At 64.6% G+C, this 20,969-nt stretch carries 22 protein-coding genes and 1 pseudogene; 11 read left to right on the top strand and 12 right to left on the bottom strand.

Annotated features, from left to right (window positions below; genetic code table 11):
* Window positions 1-94: 94 nt before the first annotated feature.
* The 5 genes and pseudogenes from scpB to GJV18_RS09355 form a co-directional block, all read right to left on the bottom strand.
* Window positions 95-850: pseudogene (gene scpB, locus GJV18_RS09375) on the bottom strand (SMC-Scp complex subunit ScpB); the annotation flags it as partial.
* Between the two features lie 2 nt (window positions 851-852).
* Window positions 853-1,551, bottom strand: coding sequence for a segregation and condensation protein A (locus GJV18_RS09370; protein WP_160346065.1), 699 nt, complete (start codon window positions 1,549-1,551; stop codon window positions 853-855).
* Between the two features lie 137 nt (window positions 1,552-1,688).
* Window positions 1,689-2,903, bottom strand: a complete 1,215-nt coding sequence (locus tag GJV18_RS09365; RefSeq protein WP_160344733.1) for a tryptophan--tRNA ligase — start codon at window positions 2,901-2,903, stop codon at window positions 1,689-1,691.
* A 93-nt stretch (window positions 2,904-2,996) separates the two neighbouring features.
* Window positions 2,997-3,626 carry an L-threonylcarbamoyladenylate synthase gene (locus tag GJV18_RS09360; protein WP_160344731.1) on the bottom strand — a complete coding sequence of 210 codons (630 nt, stop codon included), beginning with the start codon at window positions 3,624-3,626 and terminating at the stop codon, window positions 2,997-2,999.
* A 13-nt stretch (window positions 3,627-3,639) separates the two neighbouring features.
* A complete protein-coding gene (locus tag GJV18_RS09355) occupies window positions 3,640-4,503 on the bottom strand; it encodes a PHP domain-containing protein (protein ID WP_160344729.1) in 864 nt (287 codons plus the stop codon).
* Window positions 4,504-4,654: 151 nt separating this feature from the next.
* Between GJV18_RS09355 and GJV18_RS09350 the strand changes: the two genes are divergently transcribed.
* The 5 genes from GJV18_RS09350 (at window position 4,655) to GJV18_RS09330 (ending at window position 8,006) form a co-directional block, all read left to right on the top strand.
* The gene (locus tag GJV18_RS09350) at window positions 4,655-4,954 is read left to right on the top strand and encodes a YciI family protein (RefSeq protein WP_160344727.1); all 300 of its coding nucleotides are present in this window, start codon (window positions 4,655-4,657) and stop codon (window positions 4,952-4,954) included.
* A gap of 55 nt (window positions 4,955-5,009) precedes the next feature.
* Window positions 5,010-5,399 carry a translation initiation factor 2 gene (locus GJV18_RS09345; RefSeq protein ID WP_160344725.1) on the top strand — a complete coding sequence of 130 codons (390 nt, stop codon included), beginning with the start codon at window positions 5,010-5,012 and terminating at the stop codon, window positions 5,397-5,399.
* 7 nt (window positions 5,400-5,406) lie between these two features.
* Window positions 5,407-6,084, top strand: a complete 678-nt coding sequence (locus tag GJV18_RS09340; protein WP_160344723.1) for a response regulator transcription factor — start codon at window positions 5,407-5,409, stop codon at window positions 6,082-6,084.
* Window positions 6,085-6,188: 104 nt separating this feature from the next.
* Complete coding sequence (locus GJV18_RS09335; protein WP_160344721.1) at window positions 6,189-6,611, top strand: LTXXQ domain protein; 423 nt, start codon at window positions 6,189-6,191, stop codon at window positions 6,609-6,611.
* 63 nt (window positions 6,612-6,674) lie between these two features.
* On the top strand, window positions 6,675-8,006 hold the full coding sequence (locus tag GJV18_RS09330) for a sensor histidine kinase (RefSeq protein WP_160344719.1): 1,332 nt from the start codon (window positions 6,675-6,677) through the stop codon (window positions 8,004-8,006).
* Here GJV18_RS09330 and GJV18_RS09325 read toward each other — a convergent pair.
* Complete coding sequence (locus GJV18_RS09325; RefSeq protein ID WP_160344717.1) at window positions 7,984-8,547, bottom strand: nitroreductase family protein; 564 nt, start codon at window positions 8,545-8,547, stop codon at window positions 7,984-7,986. The genes GJV18_RS09330 and GJV18_RS09325 overlap by 23 nt on opposite strands.
* A 161-nt stretch (window positions 8,548-8,708) precedes the next feature.
* Window positions 8,709-9,080 (bottom strand): YkgJ family cysteine cluster protein, encoded by a 372-nt coding sequence (locus GJV18_RS09320; RefSeq protein WP_160344715.1) that lies wholly within the window; start codon window positions 9,078-9,080, stop codon window positions 8,709-8,711.
* 230 nt (window positions 9,081-9,310) lie between these two features.
* Here GJV18_RS09320 and GJV18_RS09315 point away from each other — a divergent pair, with 230 nt between their 5' ends.
* Entirely contained in the window at window positions 9,311-10,762 is a 1,452-nt protein-coding gene (locus GJV18_RS09315) for a TrkH family potassium uptake protein (RefSeq protein ID WP_160344713.1), read from the top strand.
* Window positions 10,763-10,778: 16 nt separating this feature from the next.
* Here the strand turns inward: GJV18_RS09315 and GJV18_RS09310 are convergent, their stop codons facing one another.
* Window positions 10,779-11,780: an AraC family transcriptional regulator gene (locus GJV18_RS09310; RefSeq protein WP_160344711.1), complete on the bottom strand. Its 1,002-nt coding sequence runs from the start codon at window positions 11,778-11,780 to the stop codon at window positions 10,779-10,781.
* Window positions 11,781-11,907: 127 nt separating this feature from the next.
* Between GJV18_RS09310 and GJV18_RS09305 the strand changes: the two genes are divergently transcribed.
* Entirely contained in the window at window positions 11,908-12,225 is a 318-nt protein-coding gene (locus tag GJV18_RS09305; RefSeq protein WP_160344709.1) for an Mpo1-like protein, read from the top strand.
* A 170-nt stretch (window positions 12,226-12,395) separates the two neighbouring features.
* Window positions 12,396-13,784 (top strand): adenylate/guanylate cyclase domain-containing protein, encoded by a 1,389-nt coding sequence (locus tag GJV18_RS09300; protein ID WP_160344707.1) that lies wholly within the window; start codon window positions 12,396-12,398, stop codon window positions 13,782-13,784.
* Window positions 13,785-13,977: 193 nt separating this feature from the next.
* Here GJV18_RS09300 and GJV18_RS09295 read toward each other — a convergent pair whose 3' ends face one another.
* The gene (locus GJV18_RS09295) at window positions 13,978-14,997 is read right to left on the bottom strand and encodes a glycosyltransferase family 4 protein (protein ID WP_160344705.1); all 1,020 of its coding nucleotides are present in this window, start codon (window positions 14,995-14,997) and stop codon (window positions 13,978-13,980) included.
* Window positions 14,994-15,815 carry a UDP-2,3-diacylglucosamine diphosphatase gene (locus GJV18_RS09290; RefSeq protein ID WP_160344703.1) on the bottom strand — a complete coding sequence of 274 codons (822 nt, stop codon included), beginning with the start codon at window positions 15,813-15,815 and terminating at the stop codon, window positions 14,994-14,996. The genes GJV18_RS09295 and GJV18_RS09290 overlap by 4 nt, the downstream gene beginning before the upstream one ends.
* Window positions 15,816-15,951: 136 nt before the next feature.
* On the opposite strand from GJV18_RS09290, the gene GJV18_RS09285 reads away from it, so the two are divergent.
* The 3 genes from GJV18_RS09285 (at window position 15,952) to GJV18_RS09275 (ending at window position 17,968) form a co-directional block, all read left to right on the top strand.
* Window positions 15,952-16,701, top strand: a complete 750-nt coding sequence (locus tag GJV18_RS09285; RefSeq protein ID WP_160344701.1) for an AraC family transcriptional regulator — start codon at window positions 15,952-15,954, stop codon at window positions 16,699-16,701.
* Window positions 16,702-16,784: 83 nt separating this feature from the next.
* A complete protein-coding gene (locus GJV18_RS09280) occupies window positions 16,785-17,120 on the top strand; it encodes a tRNA-binding protein (protein WP_160344699.1) in 336 nt (111 codons plus the stop codon).
* A complete protein-coding gene (locus GJV18_RS09275; protein WP_160344697.1) occupies window positions 17,117-17,968 on the top strand; it encodes a DMT family transporter in 852 nt (283 codons plus the stop codon). The genes GJV18_RS09280 and GJV18_RS09275 overlap by 4 nt, the downstream gene beginning before the upstream one ends.
* Window positions 17,969-18,091: 123 nt before the next feature.
* Here the strand turns inward: GJV18_RS09275 and GJV18_RS09270 are convergent, their stop codons facing one another.
* Complete coding sequence (locus tag GJV18_RS09270; protein WP_160344695.1) at window positions 18,092-18,376, bottom strand: SelT/SelW/SelH family protein; 285 nt, start codon at window positions 18,374-18,376, stop codon at window positions 18,092-18,094.
* Between the two features lie 248 nt (window positions 18,377-18,624).
* Window positions 18,625-20,730, bottom strand: a complete 2,106-nt coding sequence (locus GJV18_RS09265; RefSeq protein WP_178113426.1) for a FimV family protein — start codon at window positions 20,728-20,730, stop codon at window positions 18,625-18,627.
* Window positions 20,731-20,969: the final 239 nt, after the last annotated feature.

Genomic DNA, 20,969 nt, shown 5'->3' with positions numbered 1-20,969 from the left:
GCCTGGCGAGTCGATGACCGGCAATGCAGTGCGGCCCGCACGAGTAGCCTGGGTGCAATCCGGGCTACCGCTAGTCCCGGGGCAGTTCCTGTTCCTCGGCAATCTCGGACGCAACGGCCGAGCTATCCAGGTCCGGTTCGCTAAGATCATCGAAGTCGGTCTTGAGGCCCTGTTCCATGGCATCCAGCTCGGCCAGCAGGCTGCCAAAGCTGGTTTCTTCGCGCGCTTCCGGTGCCTCACCGGCCAGGTCAGCACGGGCCTGCAGAGCCTCGGGCACCGGCGCTTCCTCATCGAAGGCCAGCACCGGCTCGGGCTCCAGTTCGCGCAGGGCGGCCAGAGGCGGCAGCTCATCCAGGCTTTTCAGGTTGAAGTGGTCGAGAAAGGCCTTGGTGGTGGCGAACATGGCCGGCCGCCCCGGCACGTCGCGGTAACCCACCACGCGAATCCACTCGCGCTCCAGCAGGGTCTTGGTGATATGACTGTTGACCGCCACGCCGCGCACGTCCTCGATTTCGCCACGGGTGATGGGCTGGCGGTAGGCGATCAGCGCCAGGGTTTCCAGCATGGCCCGGGAATAACGCTGCGGACGCTCTTCCCAGAGCCGGCCGACCCAGGGCGCATAATGCTCGCGCACCTGCAGGCGGTAACCGGAAGCCACCTCCTTGAGCTCGAAGGCGCGCCCGGCGCAGGAGTCGCGCAGGTGCTCCAGGGCAGCCTTGAACACCGCCGGCTCCGGCCGCTCGGCCTCCTCGAACAGCTCGGCCAGGCGCTCCAGGGATTGCGGTTTGCCCGAGGCCAGGAGGAAGGCTTCCAGCAGGCCGGCCAGTTCGCGGGGATCATTCAGGTTCATGTCTATTCGGCTCGCGCTCGCACGTGGATAGGCCCATAGGCCTCGTTCTGCACCAGTTCCACCAGGGATTCCTTGATCAGCTCCAGCACCGCCATAAAGGTCACCACCACCCCAAGACGGCCTTCCTCGGCGGCGAACAGGCTGACAAAGGGCACAAAGGCGCCGCCCTTGAGGCGCTCCAGCACCTCGCTCATGCGCTCGCGGGTGGACAGGGCTTCGCGGGTCACCTGGTGGCTCTCGAACATATCGGCGCGGCGCAGCACCTCGGCCATGGACAGCAGCAGCTCTTCCAGGCTGACATCCGGCAGCAGCTTGCGCGCCCGCGCCTCAGGAGCATCCAGGCGCGGCACGCTGAGGTCACGACCCACGCGGCTAAGCCCGTCGATACCTTCGGCAGCGGCCTTGTAGCGCTCGTACTCCTGCAGGCGGCGGATCAGCTCGGCGCGCGGGTCTTCTTCCTCGGCTTCGGCCTCCGCCGAACGCGGCAGGAGCATGCGCGACTTGATCTCGGCCAGCATGGCGGCCATCACCAGGTATTCGGCAGCCAGTTCCAGGCGTACCGACTGCATCAGCTCGACATAGCCCATGTACTGGCGGGTAATCTCCGCCACGGGGATATCCAGCACGTCGATATTCTGTTTGCGGATCAGATATAGCAGCAGGTCCAGCGGTCCCTCGAAGGCTTCGAGAAAGACCTCCAGGGCATCCGGCGGGATATACAGGTCCAGAGGCATTTCCGTGACCGCCTGGCCATAGACCAGGGCGAACGGCAACTCCTGCTGGGCATGGGCCTGGCTGTCGGGGCTTTGGGGCGGCACAGGGTTGCTCATAAGGCCTCTCAGCGGTAGTTGAGGCCAAGGGCCAGGCGCACTTCGCTCAGCGTCTCGCGCGCCTCAGAACGGGCGCGGTCGGCGCCTTCGGCGAGAATCTGCCGCACCAGATCGGGGTTGTCGCGATAATCCGCGGCGCGGTTCTGCAGCGGAATCAGCTCCTGCTGCACGGTTTCGATCAGTGGCGCCTTGCACTCCAGGCAGCCGATCCCGGCACTGCGGCAGCCTTCCTGCACCCAGGTGCAGGTCTGCTCGGTGGAATACTGCTGATGCAACGGCCACACCGGGCAACGGGCCGGCTCACCGGGGTCGCTGCGGTGCACCCGCGCAGGATCCGTGGGCATGCGCCGCACCTTCTCCTCCACGTCGCTTGCACTGTCGCGCAGAAAGATGGCGTTGTGGTTGGACTTGGACATCTTGCTGCCATCGAGCCCCAGCACCTTGGGCGAGTCACTGAGCAGTGCCTGGGGTTCGGGCAGCAGCACCTTGCCGCCACCCTCCAGGTAGCCGAACAGGCGCTCCTTGTCGCCCAGGGTCATGCTCTGCTGATCCTTGAGCAAAGCCCGGGCAGTTTCCAGGGCAGCCCCATCGCCCTGCTCCTGGTAGGCCTTGCGCAGGTTGTTGTAGAGCGTGGCGGTCTTCTTGCCGAGCTTGAGGATGGCTTGCTCGGCCTTCTCCTCGAAGCCTGGCTCGCGGCCGTAGAGGTGATTGAAGCGCCGCGCCACATCACGGGCAAATTCGATATGGGCCAGCTGGTCGCTGCCCACCGGCACCACTCCGGCACGGTACAGCAGGATGTCGGCGGCCTGCAGCAGGGGGTAACCAAGAAAGCCGAAGGTGCCCAGGTCCTTGCCGTGCAACTGCTCCTGCTGCTCCTTGTAGGACGGCACTCGCTCCAGCCAGCTCAGTGGGCAGATCATCGACAGCAGCAGGTGCAGTTCGGCGTGTTCGGGCACCTGGGACTGGATAAACAGGGTCGCCGAGCTGGGGCTGACCCCGGCCGCCAGCCAGTCCACCGCCATGTCCATGACCCGCTGGGACAGCGGCGCGACGTCATCGTAGTCGGTGGTCAGGGCATGCAGATCGACGATGCAGAAAAAGCACTCGTAGCTGTGCTGCAGCTTGACCCAGTTCTTCAGTACCCCTTGGTGATGGCCCAGGTGCAGGGGGCCGCTGGGACGCATGCCAGAGAGTACGCGACGTTCGGGATCGACAAGGCTCAAAACGCAGTTCCAAGAGAGGACGAGGGGCGATTATAGCCAGGGGCTGTTGCTGTTTCATTCACGATCCGTGCGAAACGACAACAGAGCTGAACATCAGCCAGCATTGGCAAAAGGCGCCGGATCGCCACAGCCCACCCGCAACACTTCTGGCTCCTCATCCACCAGGCTGACCACGGTGGAGGCTTCCAGGCCGCCAAAGCCGCCATCGATGATCAGGTCCACCTGATGCTCCAGCATCTGGCGCATCTCGTAAGGGTCGCTCATGGGCAGCTCTTCCCCCGGCAGAATCAGGCTGACACTCATCAGCGCCTCGCCGAGCTCCTCCAGCAGGGCCAGGGCAATCGGGTGGCTCGGCACCCGCAGGCCAATGGTGCGACGCTTGGGATGCAGCAGCATGCGCGGCACTTCGCGGGTGGCATTGAGGATAAAGGTGTAGGGGCCAGGGGTGTGATTCTTCAGCAGGCGAAAGGCTGCGGTGTCCACCTTGGCAAACAGGCTGAGCTGCGACAGGTCGCTGCAGACCAAGGTGAAGTTGTGCTTGTCGTCCAGCTGGCGCAGGCGGCGAATGCGCTCAACGGCGCTCTTGTCGCCGATATGGCAACCCACCGCGTAGGACGAATCGGTGGGAAAGATCACCACCCCGCCCTTGCGGATGATTTCCACGGCCTGCTTGATCAGGCGCAGCTGGGGGTTTTCCGGATGAATCTGGAAGAATTGACTCACGCTCGCTCCCGGCTCAGATGGCTGCAGACTGCTGGACATGTTTAAACCTGGCCCACAGGGGCGGCAGGTCCTCGGGTATAGGTCGATACATGCCCAGTTCCGACCAGTCGCCGGGGGCATGAAAATCGCTGCCGGCGCTGACCAGCAGGCCAAACTCCCGGGCTAGGATCGCCAGGCTGCCGACCTGCTCGGCCGGCTGCATGCCATTGACCACTTCCAGGGAATGACCGCCGGCCTGCAGAAAGTCGCTGACCAGGCGGCGGCGCTTGCTGCGGGTAAAGTCGTATTGCCAGGGGTGTGCCAGGCTGACCCAGGCCCCGGCCTGACGCAGGGTCTGCACGGCATCGGCCAGGGCCGGCCAGTGCTGCTTGACGTCGCCCAGCTTGCCGGAGCCCAGCCACTTGCGAAAGGCCTCGGCGCGGTCCTTGACGTACCCGGCACGCACTAGGAAATCGGCAAAATGCGGGCGCGCCGGCGCATTGCCGCTGTCACCCAGTTCCTGCTGAATCGCCCGGGCACCCTCAAGGGCACCGGGCATGCCCTTGGCCGCCAATCGCTTGTCGATCTCCGCGGCGCGCAGCCAGCGCCCCTCGTGCAGCTCGGCGATGGCCTTGAGCAACGCAGGGGCATCATCGGCAAAGGCATAACCGAGCACATGAATGGTGGCCCCACCCCAGGTGCAGGACAGCTCGATGCCATTGACCAGCAGCATGCCCAGCGGTGCGGCAGCCAGACGCGCCTCGGCCAGGCCCTCCAGGGTGTCGTGATCGGTCAGTGCCAGCACCCGCACGCCGCGCTCATGGGCCCGCGCCACTACCACGGCGGGCGCCAGGGCGCCGTCCGATGCCGTGCTGTGACAGTGCAAATCAACTTCCATAAGGGCCACTTTCCGCGTCATTTATGTTTGTTATTATGCCGCCAGATCAGGATTCCTGCTGAGTCAAAGCAGGATTTCCTCGACTTTGCCCCGGCCTGCTGCTTTTCTGCAGTAACAGCGACCGCGCGCCACCTCTTATTTAAGGATAGAAATGCTCTACGCCATCATCGCCACCGATGTCGAAAACTCCCTGGACAACCGTCTGGCTGCCCGCCCCGCCCACCTGGCGCGCCTGGAGCAGTTGAAAAGCGAAGGCCGTCTGGTGCTGGCCGGTCCGCACCCCGCCATCGACAGCAACGACCCCGGGCCTGCGGGCTTTTCCGGCAGCCTGATCGTGGCGGAGTTCGAATCCCTGCAGGCCGCCCAACGCTGGGCTGACGCCGACCCCTATCGCGCAGCCGGCGTCTACGCCAACGTCCTGGTCAAGCCTTTCAAGCTGGTGTTGCCCTGAGTCTTGTCCGACCTCGCCTGCCAGAACAATAACGATAAACAAGTAAGGAGTTCCGATGCGCCCAGGTCCGTTGCTGCTAACCCTTGCCCTGCTCGGCCCCAGCCTGACGCTGGCCGAACAGGCTGCGCCCGTGCCGCTGGCCGAGGCCACCTCCGCCCAGACGCACCTGGATCAACTTGAGCAGCGCCTGGCGGCCAGCGAAGCCCTGGTGGCCGAATTGCAGAGCAACCAAGCCGAACGCGAAAGCGTGCAATTGCAGCGCCTGCGCCAGGAAAACCAGCGCCTCAAGCTGCAACTCAAGCAGGTTGAGGCCCAAGCCCCCCACGCCCTGATCAGCGAACAGCAGATGTGGTTCGCCGTCGGTGCCGGCGCCGGCCTGCTCGGGGTGATTATCGGTGCCCTGCTGCGACGTGGCCGACGCAAATCCAGCGAATGGCTGAACTGACCCACCCATGAACCGCCTGTTACTGATCGACGACGATATCGAGCTGTGCGAGCTGCTCAGCCGCTGGCTGAGCCAGGAAGGCTTTCAGGTCAGCGCCTGTCACGATGGTCAGAGTGCCCGCCAGAGCCTGGCCAGCAACGCCCCGGACGCCGTGGTGCTGGATGTGATGCTGCCCGATGGCAGTGGCCTGGAGTTGCTCAAGCAGCTGCGCAGCGAGCATCCCGAGATGCCGGTATTGATGCTCTCGGCCCGGGGCGAGCCACTGGATCGCATCCTGGGTCTGGAACTGGGCGCCGACGACTACCTGGCCAAACCCTGCGACCCCCGTGAGCTCACCGCCCGTCTGCGTGCGGTGCTGCGCCGTACGACCAGCGGCAGCCCGGCCAATCCCTTCGACCTCGGTGATCTGCACTACAGCCAGGCTCGCGGCACGGTCACCCTGGGCGAACAGGAAATCACCCTGACCCTGTCCGAAAGCCGCATCCTCGAAGCCCTGCTGAGCAGCCCCGGCGAACCGGTGGACAAGCAACGCCTGACCCAGCTGGCCCTGGGGCGCAAACTGACCCTCTACGACCGCAGCCTGGACATGCACGTGAGCAACCTGCGCAAGAAACTTGGCCCGCACCCCGACGGCCGCCCGCGCATCCTGGCCCTGCGTGGCCGCGGCTATTACTACAACGCCTGAACCCTTCTTTACCCAGGCTTTACCTTGGCCTGACCGCCCTTGACCCTGACCGCCCTAGACTGAACCCATCCGCAGCCCCGCGGTTTCAGACAAGGAGATACCCCATGCGCAAGACCCTCACCGCCGCACTGCTCGCCCTGAGCCTGCCCACTCTGGCGCTGGCCATGCCCGAAGACGGCATGCGCCACGGCGAAGGCCACAAGGGTGGCCACAGCCAACATATGTTCAAGGATTTCGACCTGAGCCAGGAGCAGCGCCAGGCAATGCGCAAGCTGATGCGCGAACAGATGCACAGTCGGCATGAAATTACCCAGCGTTACCTGAGCAAGCTGCCGCAAGCCGAGCACAAAGCCATGCAGGACGAACTCAAGGCTGCCAAGGACAAACAGCAGCAAGCCATGCGCGCCCTGCTCAAGCCCGAACAGCAGGCTGCTTTCGATGAGCACCTGAAGAAGATGGAGGCACGCCGCGCTGAAATGGCTGAATTCAAGGCCTGGAAAGCCGCAAAGGATGGCCAGGGCAACTGACTGATCACCCCTCAACCCACCCGCCGCACCAGCCCGCGGCGGGCTTTTGCATAAGGAAGTCACGTGCGTTCACTGTTCTGGCGCATCTTTGCCAGTTTCTGGCTGGCCATTGCCCTGGTGGCCGGGCTCTCGTTGTTGCTGGGCCGCATGTACAACCAGGATGCCTGGATCCTCAGCCAGCACCCCGCCCTGGACAAACTGGCCGAACAGTGGACCGTCCGCTACGAGAGCCAGGGCGCGCAAAGCGCCCAGGCGCTGCTGGAGTCGCGCAAACGCGAGTTCGGTGTCGATATTCAGGTCTTCGATGAAACGGGCCGCCCCCTGGTCAGAGGCACCTTCCCCCCGCGCGCCGAAGCCTTCGAGCAGCGCCGCGCGCCTCACAAGCGTCTGCCCTGGCGCCGCCTGAGTGCCGAGTACAACAGCCCGCAAACGGGTGAAACCTATCTGTTCCTCTACCGTATCCCCATCGCCGAACTGGCCGCCTGGCATCGCAGCAGCCTGCTGATGCCGCTCAGCGCCCTGGTGATCGCGATTCTGGTGCTGACCGCCTTCAGCCTCTGGCTGACCCTGTCCATCACCCGTCCGCTCAATCGCCTGCGCGGAGCGGTGCATGACCTGGGCCAGACCAGCTATCAGCAGAGCAGCCTGGCCCAGCTGGCCGAGCGCCGTGATGAGCTTGGCGTGCTGGCTCGGGACTTCAACCACATGGGCGCGCGCCTGCAGGGGCTGATCGGCAGTCAGCGCCAGCTGCTGCGTGACGTTTCCCACGAACTGCGCTCGCCCCTGGCCCGCCTGCGCATCGCCCTGGCCCTGAGCGAGCGGGCGGATGCAGCCGAGCAGGCCAAGCTGTGGCCGCGCCTGCATCAGGAATGCGACCGCCTGGAAGCCCTGATCAGCGAAATTCTCGCCCTGGCCCGCCTGGATGCGGACCTGGGGCCGCCTCAGCCCATCGACCTGGCCCTGCTCCTGGACAAGCTACGGGAAGACGCCAGCCTGGCCGCCCCCGAACAGCAGCTCCAGATCCAGGTCGAGCCCCATCAGCCATTGAATGGCTGGACCACGATGCTGCAGGGCGCCCTAGACAATCTGCTGCGCAATGCCCTGCGCTTCAACCCGGCGGGAAAACCCATCGAGATCAGCGTGCAGGAAGAAAATGGTCAGCTGTGCATAAGCCTCAGCGACCACGGCCCCGGGGTGGATGAGGCATTACTGTCGCGCCTGGGCGAGCCCTTTTTCCGCGCCCCAGGGCAAAGCAGCCCGGGGCATGGCCTGGGTCTGGCCATCGCGCGCCGCGCCGCGCAGCGCCACGGCGGTCAACTGGAGCTAGGCAACCGCCCAGGCGGCGGCTTCTGCGCCCGCCTGCTGCTGCCCTTTAGCCCGCAGGCCAAGCACTGACAAAGTCATCGAGCGGTAATTGGGGCGCCGTGCGCAGTTCACGCTCGGGGGTGCCCAGGTAGATAAAACCGACAATCCGCTCGTCACGGGTCAAGCCCAGCCCTGCCGCTACCGTGGCGTTGTAGGCCAGCTCGCCGGTGCGCCATACCGCGCCAATGCCCTGGGCATGGGCCGCCAGCAACAGTCCGTGGGCCGCACAACCAGCCGCCAGCAGCTGCTCCTGCTCGGGCACCTTGGGGTGGGCCTGCAGGCGGGCAATGACCACCACCAGCAGGGGCGCGCGCTGGGGCATGGCGCGGGCCTTGTCCAGCGCCGGCGCCTCGGCTTCGGGGTTACTCGCCAACAGCCCCTGGGCAAACAGCTCGCCCAATTGCACAAGCGCTTCGCCTTCCACGGTCAGAAAGCGCCAGGGGCGCAACTGGGCATGATCCGGCGCACGCAACGCCGCACGGAACAGCAACTCGCGCTGCCCCGCGTCAGGCCCTGGCGCCACCAGACGCGGTACGGAAACACGATTAAGCAACAGATCCAGCGCGTCCATCGAACACCTCGGCAGAATGAATTGAGCAAAATTCTAGAGCCTGCCCTGCCCCGATGGGGAAAAAGCTTCTGCAGAAGGACGGAAAACCGCGAAGCTTATCCACCTCCAGCGGTGGATAAGCTTCGCGTTATCCACCCTACCCCGCTGATCGCAATCAGGTTTCAGGCCACCCGCTCTGGCGATACTTCAGGCTGCAACGGCGGCTCCAGCGGTGGCAGCCCATGGGCACGACGCGCATCGTCGCAGCGCGGGTTATGCTCGCCGTTGACCCAGGAAGCATCGAACTCCCGGCAGGGGCTGGAGCGCTGCTCATACAGGGTGCAGCGCACTCCCTCACCGACCTCGCCCAGCAGTGCGTTGCAACGCACCGGCTTGCTTTCGGTGCCGCGCATGGCGACCCGGTGCGGAGTGATCAACACCACCTGATCATCGGGCACGGTTCCGCCCGCCGATTGGCACTCACCCCAGAAGAAAGACACACGAAAATGCGCGCAGCAGGCGCCGCACGTAAGACAGGGATTGCTAGTGGACATGATGGGATACTCAGAAACCGGCAAGGGCCGGCACCTGCGCGCTATTCTATGCAGCGCCAAGCACTTGTAAAGCGGCCTTTTGCGTTGACCCTCAGGGCGCTGTTCACCTGTCCAGGGCCACCGCAGCAACGCCGGCTGCACAGCCTGGGCCATGGCCGCCCATGGCGGTTTACAGAGCCGGTTGCAAGAGTAGAATGGCGCCCCTCAACGCCTTAACCCGAGCCCCCTGCATGGCGCTGCCAACTCTCAGAATCATCGCGTTTATCAACGGCATCTTCCTGATCACCCTGGCCGTTGCCATGCTCTTTCCCATGCTGACCCTGCTGGCCTTTGAGCGCACCTATGAGCTCAATGCCTTTCTCTGGTCCAGCCTGATCACCTTTATCGCCGGCCTGGCCATGGTCGCCCAGGGGCGCCCGCTGAATGTGCAATTGCGCCCCCGCGACATGTATATGCTGACCACCGCCAGCTGGCTGATCGTCTGTGTATTCGCCGCCCTGCCCATGGCGCTGATCCACCATATCAGCTACACCGACGCCTTTTTCGAGACCATGAGCGGGGTCACCACCACGGGCTCCACCGTACTCACCGGGCTGGACGAAGCCTCCCCAGGCCTGTTGATCTGGCGCTCCATGCTGCAGTGGCTGGGCGGTATCGGCTTTATCGCCATGGCCGTGGCGGTACTGCCATTGCTGCGCGTCGGCGGCATGCGCCTGTTCCAGACCGAGTCCTCGGACTGGGGCGAGAAGGTCATGCCCCGTTCCCATGTGGCCGCCAAATACATCGTGGTGATCTACCTGATCTTTACCCTGTGCGGGGTGCTGGCCTACTGGCTGGCGGGCATGAGCTGGTTCGATGCCATCAACCACTCGATGACCTCCATCTCCACCGCCGGCTACTCCACCTCGGACAACTCCATGGGCAATTTCGGCCCGGCCAGTCATTGGGTGGCCATTGTCCTGATGCTGCTCGGCAGCCTGCCCTTTACCCTCTATGTCGCAACCATGCGCGGCAATCGCCGGGCCCTGGTCAAGGACGAGCAGGTGCGCGGTTATGTTGGCATGCTGCTGGTGACCTGCCTGCTGTTCAGCCTGTGGCTGTGGTTCAACTCCGAGCACGCCTTTATCGACGCCCTGCGCGTGGCCAGCTTCAACGTGGTGTCGATTGCCACCACAACGGGCTATGCCCTGGGCGACTACAGCACCTGGGGCGGCTTCGCCTTTATGGCGTTCTTCTACCTGACCTTTGTTGGTGGCTGCTCCGGCTCCACCACCGGCGGCCTGAAGATGTTCCGCTTCCAGGTCGCCCTGTCCCTGTTGCGGGCCAACCTCAAGCAGATGGTGCACCCGCGGGCGGTGATCAAGCAGCAGTACAACGGCCACAATCTGGACGAAGAAATCGTCCGCTCGATCCTCACCTTCTCCTTCTTTATCACCATGACCATCGGTGCCATCGCGCTGTTCCTGGCGCTGCTGGGGCTGGACCCGATCACCGCCCTGACCGGCGCGGCCACTGCGGTGTGCAACGTCGGTCCGGGCCTCGGCCCGATCATCGGCCCGGCCGGTAACTTTGCCAGCCTGCCGGATGCGGCCAAGTGGGTGCTGGCCGCCGGCATGCTGCTGGGACGCCTGGAGATCGTCACCGTACTGGTGCTGTTCACCGCCAGTTTCTGGCGCCACTGATCGCCTGCGTCCAGGCTCAAAGCTGGGCGCGATACTCCCCTGGGGTCAGGCCAAACCAGCGGCGGAAGGCCCGAAAGAAGTTGCTCGGGTCGGCAAAACCGAGCAGATAGGCGATTTCCAGCAGACTCAACGCGGGCTGGGCCAGATACTGCTGGGCCAGTTCGCGGCGGGTGTCGTCGAGCAATTGCTGAAAACTGCCACCCTCTTCCTGCAAGCGTCGCTGCAGGGTGCGCTGCGACAGGTGCAGCGCCTGCGCCACCGACTCGCGCTTGGGCTCACCCTGGGGCAACAGGCGACAGAGCACCTGACGCGCACTGTGGGTGACCCGGGTATCGGAAAAGCGCGCCAGATATTCCCCGGCAAAGCGGTCATGCAACTGAGCCAGGGACTCATTGGCCGTGGGGAGTTGCATGTCCATATCGGCCCGCTCGAACAGCAGCCCGTAATGGTCGGCATGAAACTGCAGGGGCCCCTGGAACACCTGTTCGAAAGGCTGTAAATCGGCGGGTGGCGGCCCCTGAAACAACACCTGCAGGGGCCGGATCGGCTGGCCGGTCATCCAGCGGCAGAAGGCCAGGGCATAGGCCATTGAAGCCTCCATGCTCTGCCTCGCCGCCGGTAGCCGATCGCCATGAATGGCCAGGGTCAGTTCATAGCCCCGGGGCGTCGGCCGAAAGCTCAGATCCGCGCCCTCGCCGATAATGCGCTGGTAGCGCACCAGGCGGGTGAGGCCGTCCTTGAGAGTACGGCTGGACATCAGGGCATAACCCACCACATGAAACGAGGCCGGGCGCACCACCTTGGCCATGTTCAGGCCAATGGCCGGGTTGCCGGACAACTCCACCGCCCGTTGCCACAGCCGGGTCATGGCATCCTGGGGGAAACGCGCATCCGGGTCGTTCAGGGCCGCGTAATCCAGGCCCAGTTCGGCGAAGATGGCGCGGCAATCGACGCCGCCCATTTCCAGGGCCTGGACGATCCCCAGGGCCCAGTTTGAAGAAGTGGAGCGCTCACGCATGGTGTTGTTCTTATTTGAGTCGGCAAGAAGGCCCGGCAAGGATACTAAACTGGCACCCAATGTCAGTGGCCCAAGGAGTCAGTCAGCCTAAACTGGCTATATAGCCCGATAACAAGAGGAGCCTCCCATGACTGCCCCCAGCGCCGAGCGTTTTGCCAGCTTCGCCGAGTTCTACCCCTACTATCTGCAGGAACACAGCAACCCCACCTGCCGGCGCCTGCACTATGTGGGCAGTCTGCTGGTACTGACCATCCTTGCCTATGCCCTGCTCAGCCAGCAGTGGTTGTGGCTGCTGGCCATGCCGCTGGCCGGCTATGGCTTTGCCTGGGTTGGTCATTTTGTTTTCGAGAAAAATCGCCCCGCCACCTTCCAGTACCCCCTCTGGTCCTTTATGGGCGACTGGGTGATGCTCAAGGATGCCTTTACCGGACGTATCCGCTTCTAGCCAGAGGCGCGCACGCCGTCTGTCCCACGCTTGCCCGCCGTTCGACGGGCATGCTTGGCCCGGCCAGCGCGCTTGGTTATGATCCCTGCTCTTTTGCACGCCCACCGTGGCGGCAAGTCGCCCAGGCGCCCAGAAGAGGCGCCCGTAGTCAGCAGGGACAGTTCCATCGGATGAACGCCAATACCACTAGCCGGCTTCCCGCAGCACCCGCCCTCCCATTGCGCGAATACTATTCGCGGCTATTGGCCTATATCGCCATTGCCGCCAGCATTGCGGCCGGCACCTATGTTCAGCATTTTTCCTTCAATATCCTGTGGATGGTGCCCTACGCCCTGCTCTATCCACACCTGGCCCATCAGCTGAGCCTGCGCTTCAAGCGCGAGCAGCCCGAGCGCACCATCCTGACCCTGCTGTTTATCGATGCCCTGCATGCCGGCGCGGCCCTGGCCCTGCTGGGCTTTTCCGTGGTGCCCAGCCTGATGGCGGTGCTGATCCTGTTGTTTAGCGCCCTGGTCATCGGCGGTTTGCGCTATATGGGCCTCGCGGCGTTGATCGCCTGCAGTGCGGCGGTGCTCTGCGCGGCCCTGGGCGGTTTTGAGCTCAATCACGAGACCCCGAGCCTGGTGGCCCTGGTCAGCATCGCCTTCGCCACCCTGTATATCTGCATCACCGCCTACTTCGTGCACCAGCAGAGCATCCGCCTGACCCAGGTGCGCAGCGAGATCAAGCGCGAGCAGGAGAAGGCCGCGCGCCTGGCCCGCAACCTGGCCAAGTACCTGTCGCCGCAGGTGTGGGAATCCATCTTCACCGGCAAGAAGAGCGTGCGCCTGGAAACCCAGCGCAAGAAGCTCACGGTGTTCTTCTCCGATATCAAGGGCTTTACCGAGCTGTCCGAGGAGCTGGAAGCCGAAGCCCTGACCGACCTGCTCAACACCTACCTCAACGAGATGTCGAAGATCTGCCTGAAATACGGCGGCACCATCGACAAGTTCGTCGGCGACTGCGTCATGGTGTTCTTCGGCGACCCGTCCAGCAAAGGGGCGAAGAAGGATGCGGTGGCGGCGGTGTCCATGGCCATCGCCATGCGCAAGCATATGAAGGTGCTGCGCCAGCAGTGGCGCGCCCAGGGCATCACCAAACCCCTGGAAATCCGCATGGGCCTGAACACCGGCTACTGCACCGTGGGCAACTTCGGCGCCGACACGCGCATGGACTACACCATCATCGGCCGCGACGTGAACCTGGCCAGCCGCCTGGAAAGCGCCGCCGAATCCGGCGAGATCCTGATCTCCCACGAGACCTACTCGCTGATCAAGGACGTGATCATGTGCCGCGACAAGGGCCAGATCAGCGTCAAGGGCTTTACCCGGCCGGTGCAGATCTATCAGGTGGTGGATTTCCGCCGCGACCTGGGCGCCAGTTCCAGCTATGTGGAACACGAACTGCCAGGCTTTTCCATGTACCTGGACACCAACGGCATCCAGAACTTCGACAAGGAAAAGGTCATCCAGGCGCTCAACCAGGCCGCAGCCAAGCTGCGCGACAAGGTCATTATGTAGGCGCTTTACCAATCATGGGTTGCATAGAGGGCAGGCCCGGAGGCCTGCCTTGCAGAGGCGGCTATGGGTAGGGTGCGCTGTGCGCACCACGTTTGGCTGCTCAATACCGGTGCGCACGGCGCACCCTACAGATCCAGTCCATCCTGAGTTCAGTGGCACTGACCGAGCGCAACACGCTATTGGGACATAGCCATTATGTAAGGGCCGCCTGACCTGCCGGCTCGCCATCGAGCTGCGACTGCAAGGCCAGAAACTCCAGGGCGCAGGCCCGCCAGGACTGGCGCTGGGCCTGCGCTACGCAGTCGGCTCGACTCAGGGCCAGGGCGCCCAGACACGCCTGGCGCAGATCCTCATCCATGACCCCGCTGACACCCGCCTGCAGCACATCCAGGGGCCCCGGCACCGGGAATGCCGCCACCGGCGTGCCGCAGGCCAGGGCTTCGAGCATCACCAGGCCGTAGGTATCGGTACGCGAGGGAAACACCAGCACGCTGGCCTGCTGGTAGGCCGCCGCCAGCTCGGCGCCATGCCGGTAGCCGAGAAAGGCCACATCGGGATAGGCCGCCTGCAGCGCGGCACGCTCCGGCCCATCGCCCACCACCTGCTTGCAGCCGGGCAGATCAAGGTCGAGGAAGGCCTGGATATTCTTCTCCGCCGCCAGGCGCCCCACATACAGGAACACCGGCGTTTCAGGTGCCTGCAGATGGGCGCTGAACAACCGACAATCGACGCCCTTGCGCCACAGCTGCAAGCGGCGCAATCCCCAGCCGGCAAAGGCCTCGCGCATGCGCTCGGTGCTCACCAGCACCGCCTGGCTGGGGCGGTGGAAGGCGCGCAGAAAGGCATAACCCCAGGCCAGGGGTACCCTGGGCCAGCGGGTATGCACATATTCGGGGAAGCGGGTATGAATCGCCGTGGAAAAGGCCAGACCACGCCTGACCAGCCAACGCCGTGCGGCCCAACCCAGGGGACCCTCGGTGGCCAGGTGCACGCAGTCCGGGCGGAAGTCGCGGATCGCCGGCCCTACCCGCCACAGGTTCCAGACCAGGGGAATCTCCGGGTAGGTTGGACAGGGCACGCTGCGAAAATCATTGGGGGATAGCAGCTTCACCTGATGGCCCAGGCCATGCAACTCGGCGATCAGCGCCTGCAGGCTGGTGACCACACCGTTGACCTGGGGCGTCCAGGCGTCGCTGACGATCAGAATCCTCATAGTACGGGCTCGGCTGCAGGCGACGGCTCGACCTGCTGGGCCTGGCGGGCCTGATCCTCGACCAGACGGTACAGCTCGATGCTGCCGTCCAAATGTTCGATCAGCGCCGTGCAGGACTCCACCCAGTCGCCGCAGTTCATATATTCCACCTCGCCCATGGCGCGGATCTCGGCATGGTGGATATGACCGCAGACCACGCCATTGAAGCCGCGCTTGACGCACTCGTGGGCGATGGCCTGCTCGAAGTCGCTGATAAAGTTCACCGCACCCTTGACCTTGTGCTTGAGGTAGGCCGACAGCGACCAGTAGCCGTAGCCGTAGCGGCTGCGCCAGTGGTTGAGCCAGCGGTTGAGGGTCAGGGTCAGCTCATAGGCCGAATCGCCAAGAAAGGCCAGCCAGCGGTGATAGCGGGTGATCACGTCGAACTGGTCGCCGTGGATCACCAGCAGGCGCCGTCCATCGGCGGTGATGTGCTCGGCCTCATCGACCAGCTGGATATTGCCCAGCATCAGGCTGGAATAGCGGCGCAGGAACTCGTCGTGGTTGCCGGTGACATAGATCACCTCGGTGCCGCGCTTGCTCATGGTCAGCAGGCGGCGGATCACGTTGCTGTGGCTCTGCGGCCAGTACACCCCGCTGCGCAGGCGCCAGCCATCGATGATATCGCCGACCAGATAGATGCGGTCGGTGTGATAGCGCTTGAGAAAGGCCGCCAGGTGTTCGGCCTGGCAATCCCGGGTGCCCAGGTGCACATCGGAAATCCATAGGGTGCGGACACGTTGCTTGCGGCTGGGCTTGGCAAACTGGGCGTGGGTCACAGGCGGCCTCCGGCAGGTTTTGCTTGATCCTCGGCGCTGGCAGTGAAAACCCTGTGACAGCCCCATGACCGTTGCATGACCGCGCGCTCGATAAGCTGCTGCGGTTAGACTGGTAACTCGTCACAAGGAGCCCGCCATGCCTACCCTGCTGTCGCTGCGTCATTACGGCCAGGAGCCGATCAACCATCGTCACCCCCATGCGCAGCTGGTTTTTGGCCTCAGCGGCCAGCTGGACTTCGAGGTAGCCGGCCACGGCAGCCTGATCACCCGGCAGCGCCTGGCGGTGGTGCCCTGGGCGGAAAAGCATGCCTGCGACAGCGCCAAGGGCAGCCAGTGCCTGGTACTGGATGTGCCCAGCGAGCAGTGGCTGGACGAGCAACTGGGGCCCCATGCCAATGCCAGCCGGCGCCTGCTCGATCGCCCGGCCGCCCTGCAGCTCAATCCGGCCCAGAGCCAGCTGGTCAACTGGCTGGCCGCAAGCCCCCTGCACGATCCGGTGATCGCCCGCCAGGGCGCGGCCCTGCTGCTGGCCAGCCTGAGCCATGGGCATTCGCCAACGCATCCGAACGGCCTGTCCCTGGCCATGCTCGACGCCCATATCGACCAGCACTGTGCCCACCCCCTGCAGGTGGAGGACCTGGCGCGCCTGAGCGGATTGTCGCCGGCGCGCTTCCATGTGCGCTTTCTCGATGCCACCGGGCAAACGCCCATGGACTATGTGCGCCAGCGCCGCCTGCAACTGGCCCGTCAGCTGCTGCAACAGAGCGAGTTGGCCATCGGCGAGATCGCCAGCCGGGTCGGCTACAGTTCCCAGAGCGCCTTCAGCGCCGCCCTCGCCCGCCAGTTCGGCTGCACGCCACGCCAGCTGCGCAGCCGCCGCGAGTAACGCGACAAAAGCCAATACGTGCGCGACAGACAGGCAGCGCCCGGCCGCCCTAGACTGCGGGATGCATATGGAGGACAGGGCAGATGCAGCAGATCGAATGGCAAGACTTTCAGCGGGTGGAACTGCGCGTCGGCACCCTGCTGGCCGCCGAGCCCAACACCGGGGCGATCAAACCGGCCTATGTGCTGCAGGTGGACCTGGGCGAACTGGGCATCAGGCAATCCAGCGCCCAGCTGACCGGGCATTACAGCTGCGCCGAGCTGATCGGTCGCCAGGTGCTGTGCGTGTGCAATTTTGCCCCGAAACGCATTGCCGGGGTGCGCTCCGAGGTACTGGTCACCGGCGTCTATGACGCTGACGGCAAGGTGGTGCTGGCCAGCTTCGACAAGCCCCTGGCCAACGGATCGCGCCTGGCATGAATACACGCACGGCCCTCTGGGCCATTCACCTGGGCGCCCTGCTGTTCGGCCTGTCGGGCATCTTCGGCAAACTGGCAGACAACCTGCCGGAAATGATAGTCGCCGGCCGGGCCATCTTTGCCGTGCTGGCCCTGGCCCTGTTCGCCCAACTGATCGGCAAGGCGCCGCTGCGCCTGCCCGGCCTGCGCCAGCTGGCCCTGCTGGCCTTGGGTGGGTTGCTGCTGGGCGGGCACTGGTGGACCTTTTTCGAGGCGGTGAATATTTCTGGCGTGGCCATTGCCACCCTGGGCTTCGCCAGCTTCCCAGCCTTTACCGTGCTACTGGAGGGCCTGCTGTTCCGCGAACGTACCCGCCCCGCTGAGTTCGCCATGGTCGGTCTGGTCTGCCTGGGCCTGGTGCTGGTCACCCCGGACTTCGACCTGGCCAGCCAGGCCACTGGCGGCCTGCTCTGGGCGGTGCTGTCGGGGCTGCTGTTCGCCCTGCTGTCACTGCTCAACCGCGCCAGCACCCGCGGCATCGATCCGGTACAGGCGGCGCTGTTTCAGAACCTCAGTGTGCTGCTGGTGTTTCTGCCATTCGCCTGGCCCGCACTACCCGAGAGCAGCCTCAATAGCTGGTTGTGGATGGCCATGCTGGGCATCTTCTGCACGGGTCTTGCCCACAGCCTGTTCGTCGCCAGCCTGAGGGTGCTCAAGGCGCGCACCACGGCGGTGATCTTCGCCCTGGAGCCGGTCTACGGCATCGCCTTCGCCTGGCTGCTGTTCAGCGAAATACCCACCCTGCGCATGCTCGCCGGCGGGCTGCTGATCGTCAGCGCGATCTTTCTTGCGGCGCGTATGGCCAGGTAATCGCAACGGCCGCCATGCGATGTGACACAACCCCGCGCCATGGCTGCGTGGACAACGCGAAGCTTGTCCACCAGCCCCTGCGCAAAGCGCGCAGCCTTCCGAACAAAAGCCGATCGGCCTTGCTCAGGGCCGATCGTTATGCCCCAGATCCCGGGCCGGGTCGATCTGGTCGCGCACCCGCTGCTTGAGTTCCTTGGCCTCGGGAAAGCCGCCATCGGCCTTGCGCTCCCAGATCTGCACGCCGTCGCAGGTGATGCGGAAGGTGCCGCCACTGGCCGGCTCCAGGCTGACCCGGGCCAGGTCATCGGCAAAGGTGCTGAGCAGCTCCTGGGCCAGCCAGGCCGCGCGCAGCAGCCACTGGCACTGGGTGCAATAGGTGATCACGACTTCGGCTTTGTGCGGGTTCATCGGGCTTGCGGTCCAGAGGCTTCAGGGCTGGCCATGATAGCGCTGCCCTGCCTAAAAAAGGCTATGCACCAATTAAGCGTTGCCTAGGTGCCTGGAGGAGAACGTCGCTATTTGCAATGGCCGCACCCGACGGCCTCAGGCCGCTCTAACGCTCAGTGGCGAAGCTGAACGCAACACACGATGTGACATAGCCATAAAAAACGCCCGCCGGCTTGGCCCTCGGCGGGCGTCTGGATGCAGAGGGGCAGCTAGGCGATCTTGGCCAACAGCTGACGGGCCTCCTGCTTCTGCTCCTCGTCGCCGTCGGCGATGACTTCATTGAGGATACTGCAGGCACTTTCCAGGCTGCCCTGCTCAATATAGGCCAGGGCCATATTGAGCTTGGTCAGGTTGTCCTGGTTACCGGCCAGATGCTCCAGGTCGTCCAGCAACGGGCTGCTTTCGGCCTGCAGAGACTCGGCAAAGGCGTCATCCAGTTCGTCATCCACCCACTCACTGTTGGAGCTTTCCTCCACCAGCATATTTTCGGCGAAGGGGCTGCGGGCATCGCGGCTGCTACCCAGCTCGAAGACATCCTCGGAGGTAACCCGCTGTTTGGCCTTGGGCTGGGCGAAGGGGGTAACCAGATCCCAATCGGCATCCAGGGACAGATCGTCCAGATTGAGCTTGGCCTCGTCCGCATCCGCCAGGGGCGCTGCGGGCTCCTCATCCAACTGCAGCACCGCCTCGTCCAGCAGGTCGTGAGCCGGCTCGGCGAACAGCTGGGCATGGCGCGCCTTGAGTTCATCGATACGCGCCGGGGTAAAGCCACTGGCGCGCAGACGCGCCTCTTCATCGAGAAAGCCCTGGGCATCACCCAGCTGAGCCAGCACTTCCAGCAGGCGGAAGCGGATGTCATTGCGCCCCGGCTGCGACTCCAGCGCCTTGCGCAGGTTGGCCGCAGCCTCACTGAAACGCCCGTAGGCGATATAGACATTGGCACTTTGCAGGGCATCAGTGGTGCCGGCCGGTGGCCAGGCCGGCCCGGCCGGCGCCTGTTCACGGCTGCTGGCGAGGGCCACGGGGCGTGAGGCGGCAACCGGCGCCTGACTGGGCACATGGGCGCGCTTGACCGTTTGCACCGGCGGCACAGGACGGCTTCTGGAGCGCCAGAACAGCCCCAGCAGCCCCAAAGCGGCCAGACCCAGCCCGGCCCAGCCCAGCTGCAACCAGCCATTGGAGGCTGTAGCGGGCGCCTGGGGCTGCGCTTCGGCAGGCGGCTCGGCGGCGGGCGGCATCTCCTGCGCAGCGTTCTGCACTGCGGCCGAGCGGGCCGCCAGTTCCGCCTGCAGGCCGGCGATCTGCCGATCCCGCGTGCTCATTTCCTCTTGTAGCTGCTGCACCTGCAGCTGGAGCTCAGCCAGGCTCTGCTGCAGCTGCACGGTTTCGGTGATCTGGTTGGCCAGCTCCGCCTCGACCCGCTGCTGCTCCTGCAGCAGTTGCGCCGGATCAGCGGCTTGGCTAACGGGAGCAGCAGCGACTGGCAGTGGTTCTGCGGCGCTGACGGCCTCGCTCGGGGGATCGACCGGAGCCAGGCTCGACGACTCGGCGACACTCGCCTGGGCAGCAGGGCTCGGCTGAGCCGCCAGTTGCTGACCAGAGGCAACTGCACTGTCTGGCAGCAGCAACTCGGCGCCGGCCAGCAGGCGATTGATATCGCCACGGCTGAAGGCACTGGGGTTGAGCGCATGGATATCGCCCATCAGGGCTTGCTGGGAGGCCGGGCTGCCGGCGTCACGCAGGCGCGCGGCAATCTTCCACAGGCTATCGCCGCTGACCACGGTATAACGCTGCCCGGTTGTCGCTGCAGGCAACTCACGCGGGGCCCGGGGAACAGGCGCCGGACTGCTGGCAGGCAGACGCGGTGCCGGGGCGGTCAGACTGGCCGCAGGAGCCGCTGCGGTGCGGTAGGCCGAAGAGCCGGGCGGGTCCAGCAACAGGGTGTATTCGCGGTACAGATCACCGGTGGGGCGTGAAACCTCGACAATAAAGTTCAGATAGGGCTCACGCACCGGCCGCGCCGAGACCACCCGGATCACCCCGCGGCCACGGCTGAATATGGGGGTGAAACGCAGGTCATTGAGAAAGTACAGACGGTCGACGCCGGAACGGCTGAATACCTCGGGCGGGGCCAGGCGTACCTTCACCTCGGCTTCGCCGAGATCGCCCAGGTTGAGCAGTTCGATTTCCGCATCCAGCGGCTGGCTCAAGGCCGAATGCAGGGTGATTTCACCCAGCCCCAGGGCCGGTGCCAGGCCTGAATAGAGGGCCGAACCCGATGCCAAGCCAATCAACAGCTGACGAACCCTTGCCATACCAACGCTCCTACTGGGCTTGCCCAGATCAACTCCGCTCTACAACAACCATAGACCAGTGCTCCAGCACCTGGGCAAAAGCGCAGTTTCGATATTGCGTATGGGCCCAACGCTCCCTGTCCAACCCTTCTAGAACGGGCCTTATGCCAGCCCCCCGATGCCTGTTGACGGACGAACGGCGCACCGCGGCACAAAGCCATTACACCCGGCAAGCATAGGCCACAGGTCAATAAACCGAC

The organism is Pseudomonas xionganensis (assembly GCF_009763245.1).
Classification (GTDB): Bacteria; Pseudomonadota; Gammaproteobacteria; order Pseudomonadales; family Pseudomonadaceae; genus Aquipseudomonas; species Aquipseudomonas xionganensis.
This window is presented reverse-complemented; position numbering and strand designations above follow the sequence as displayed.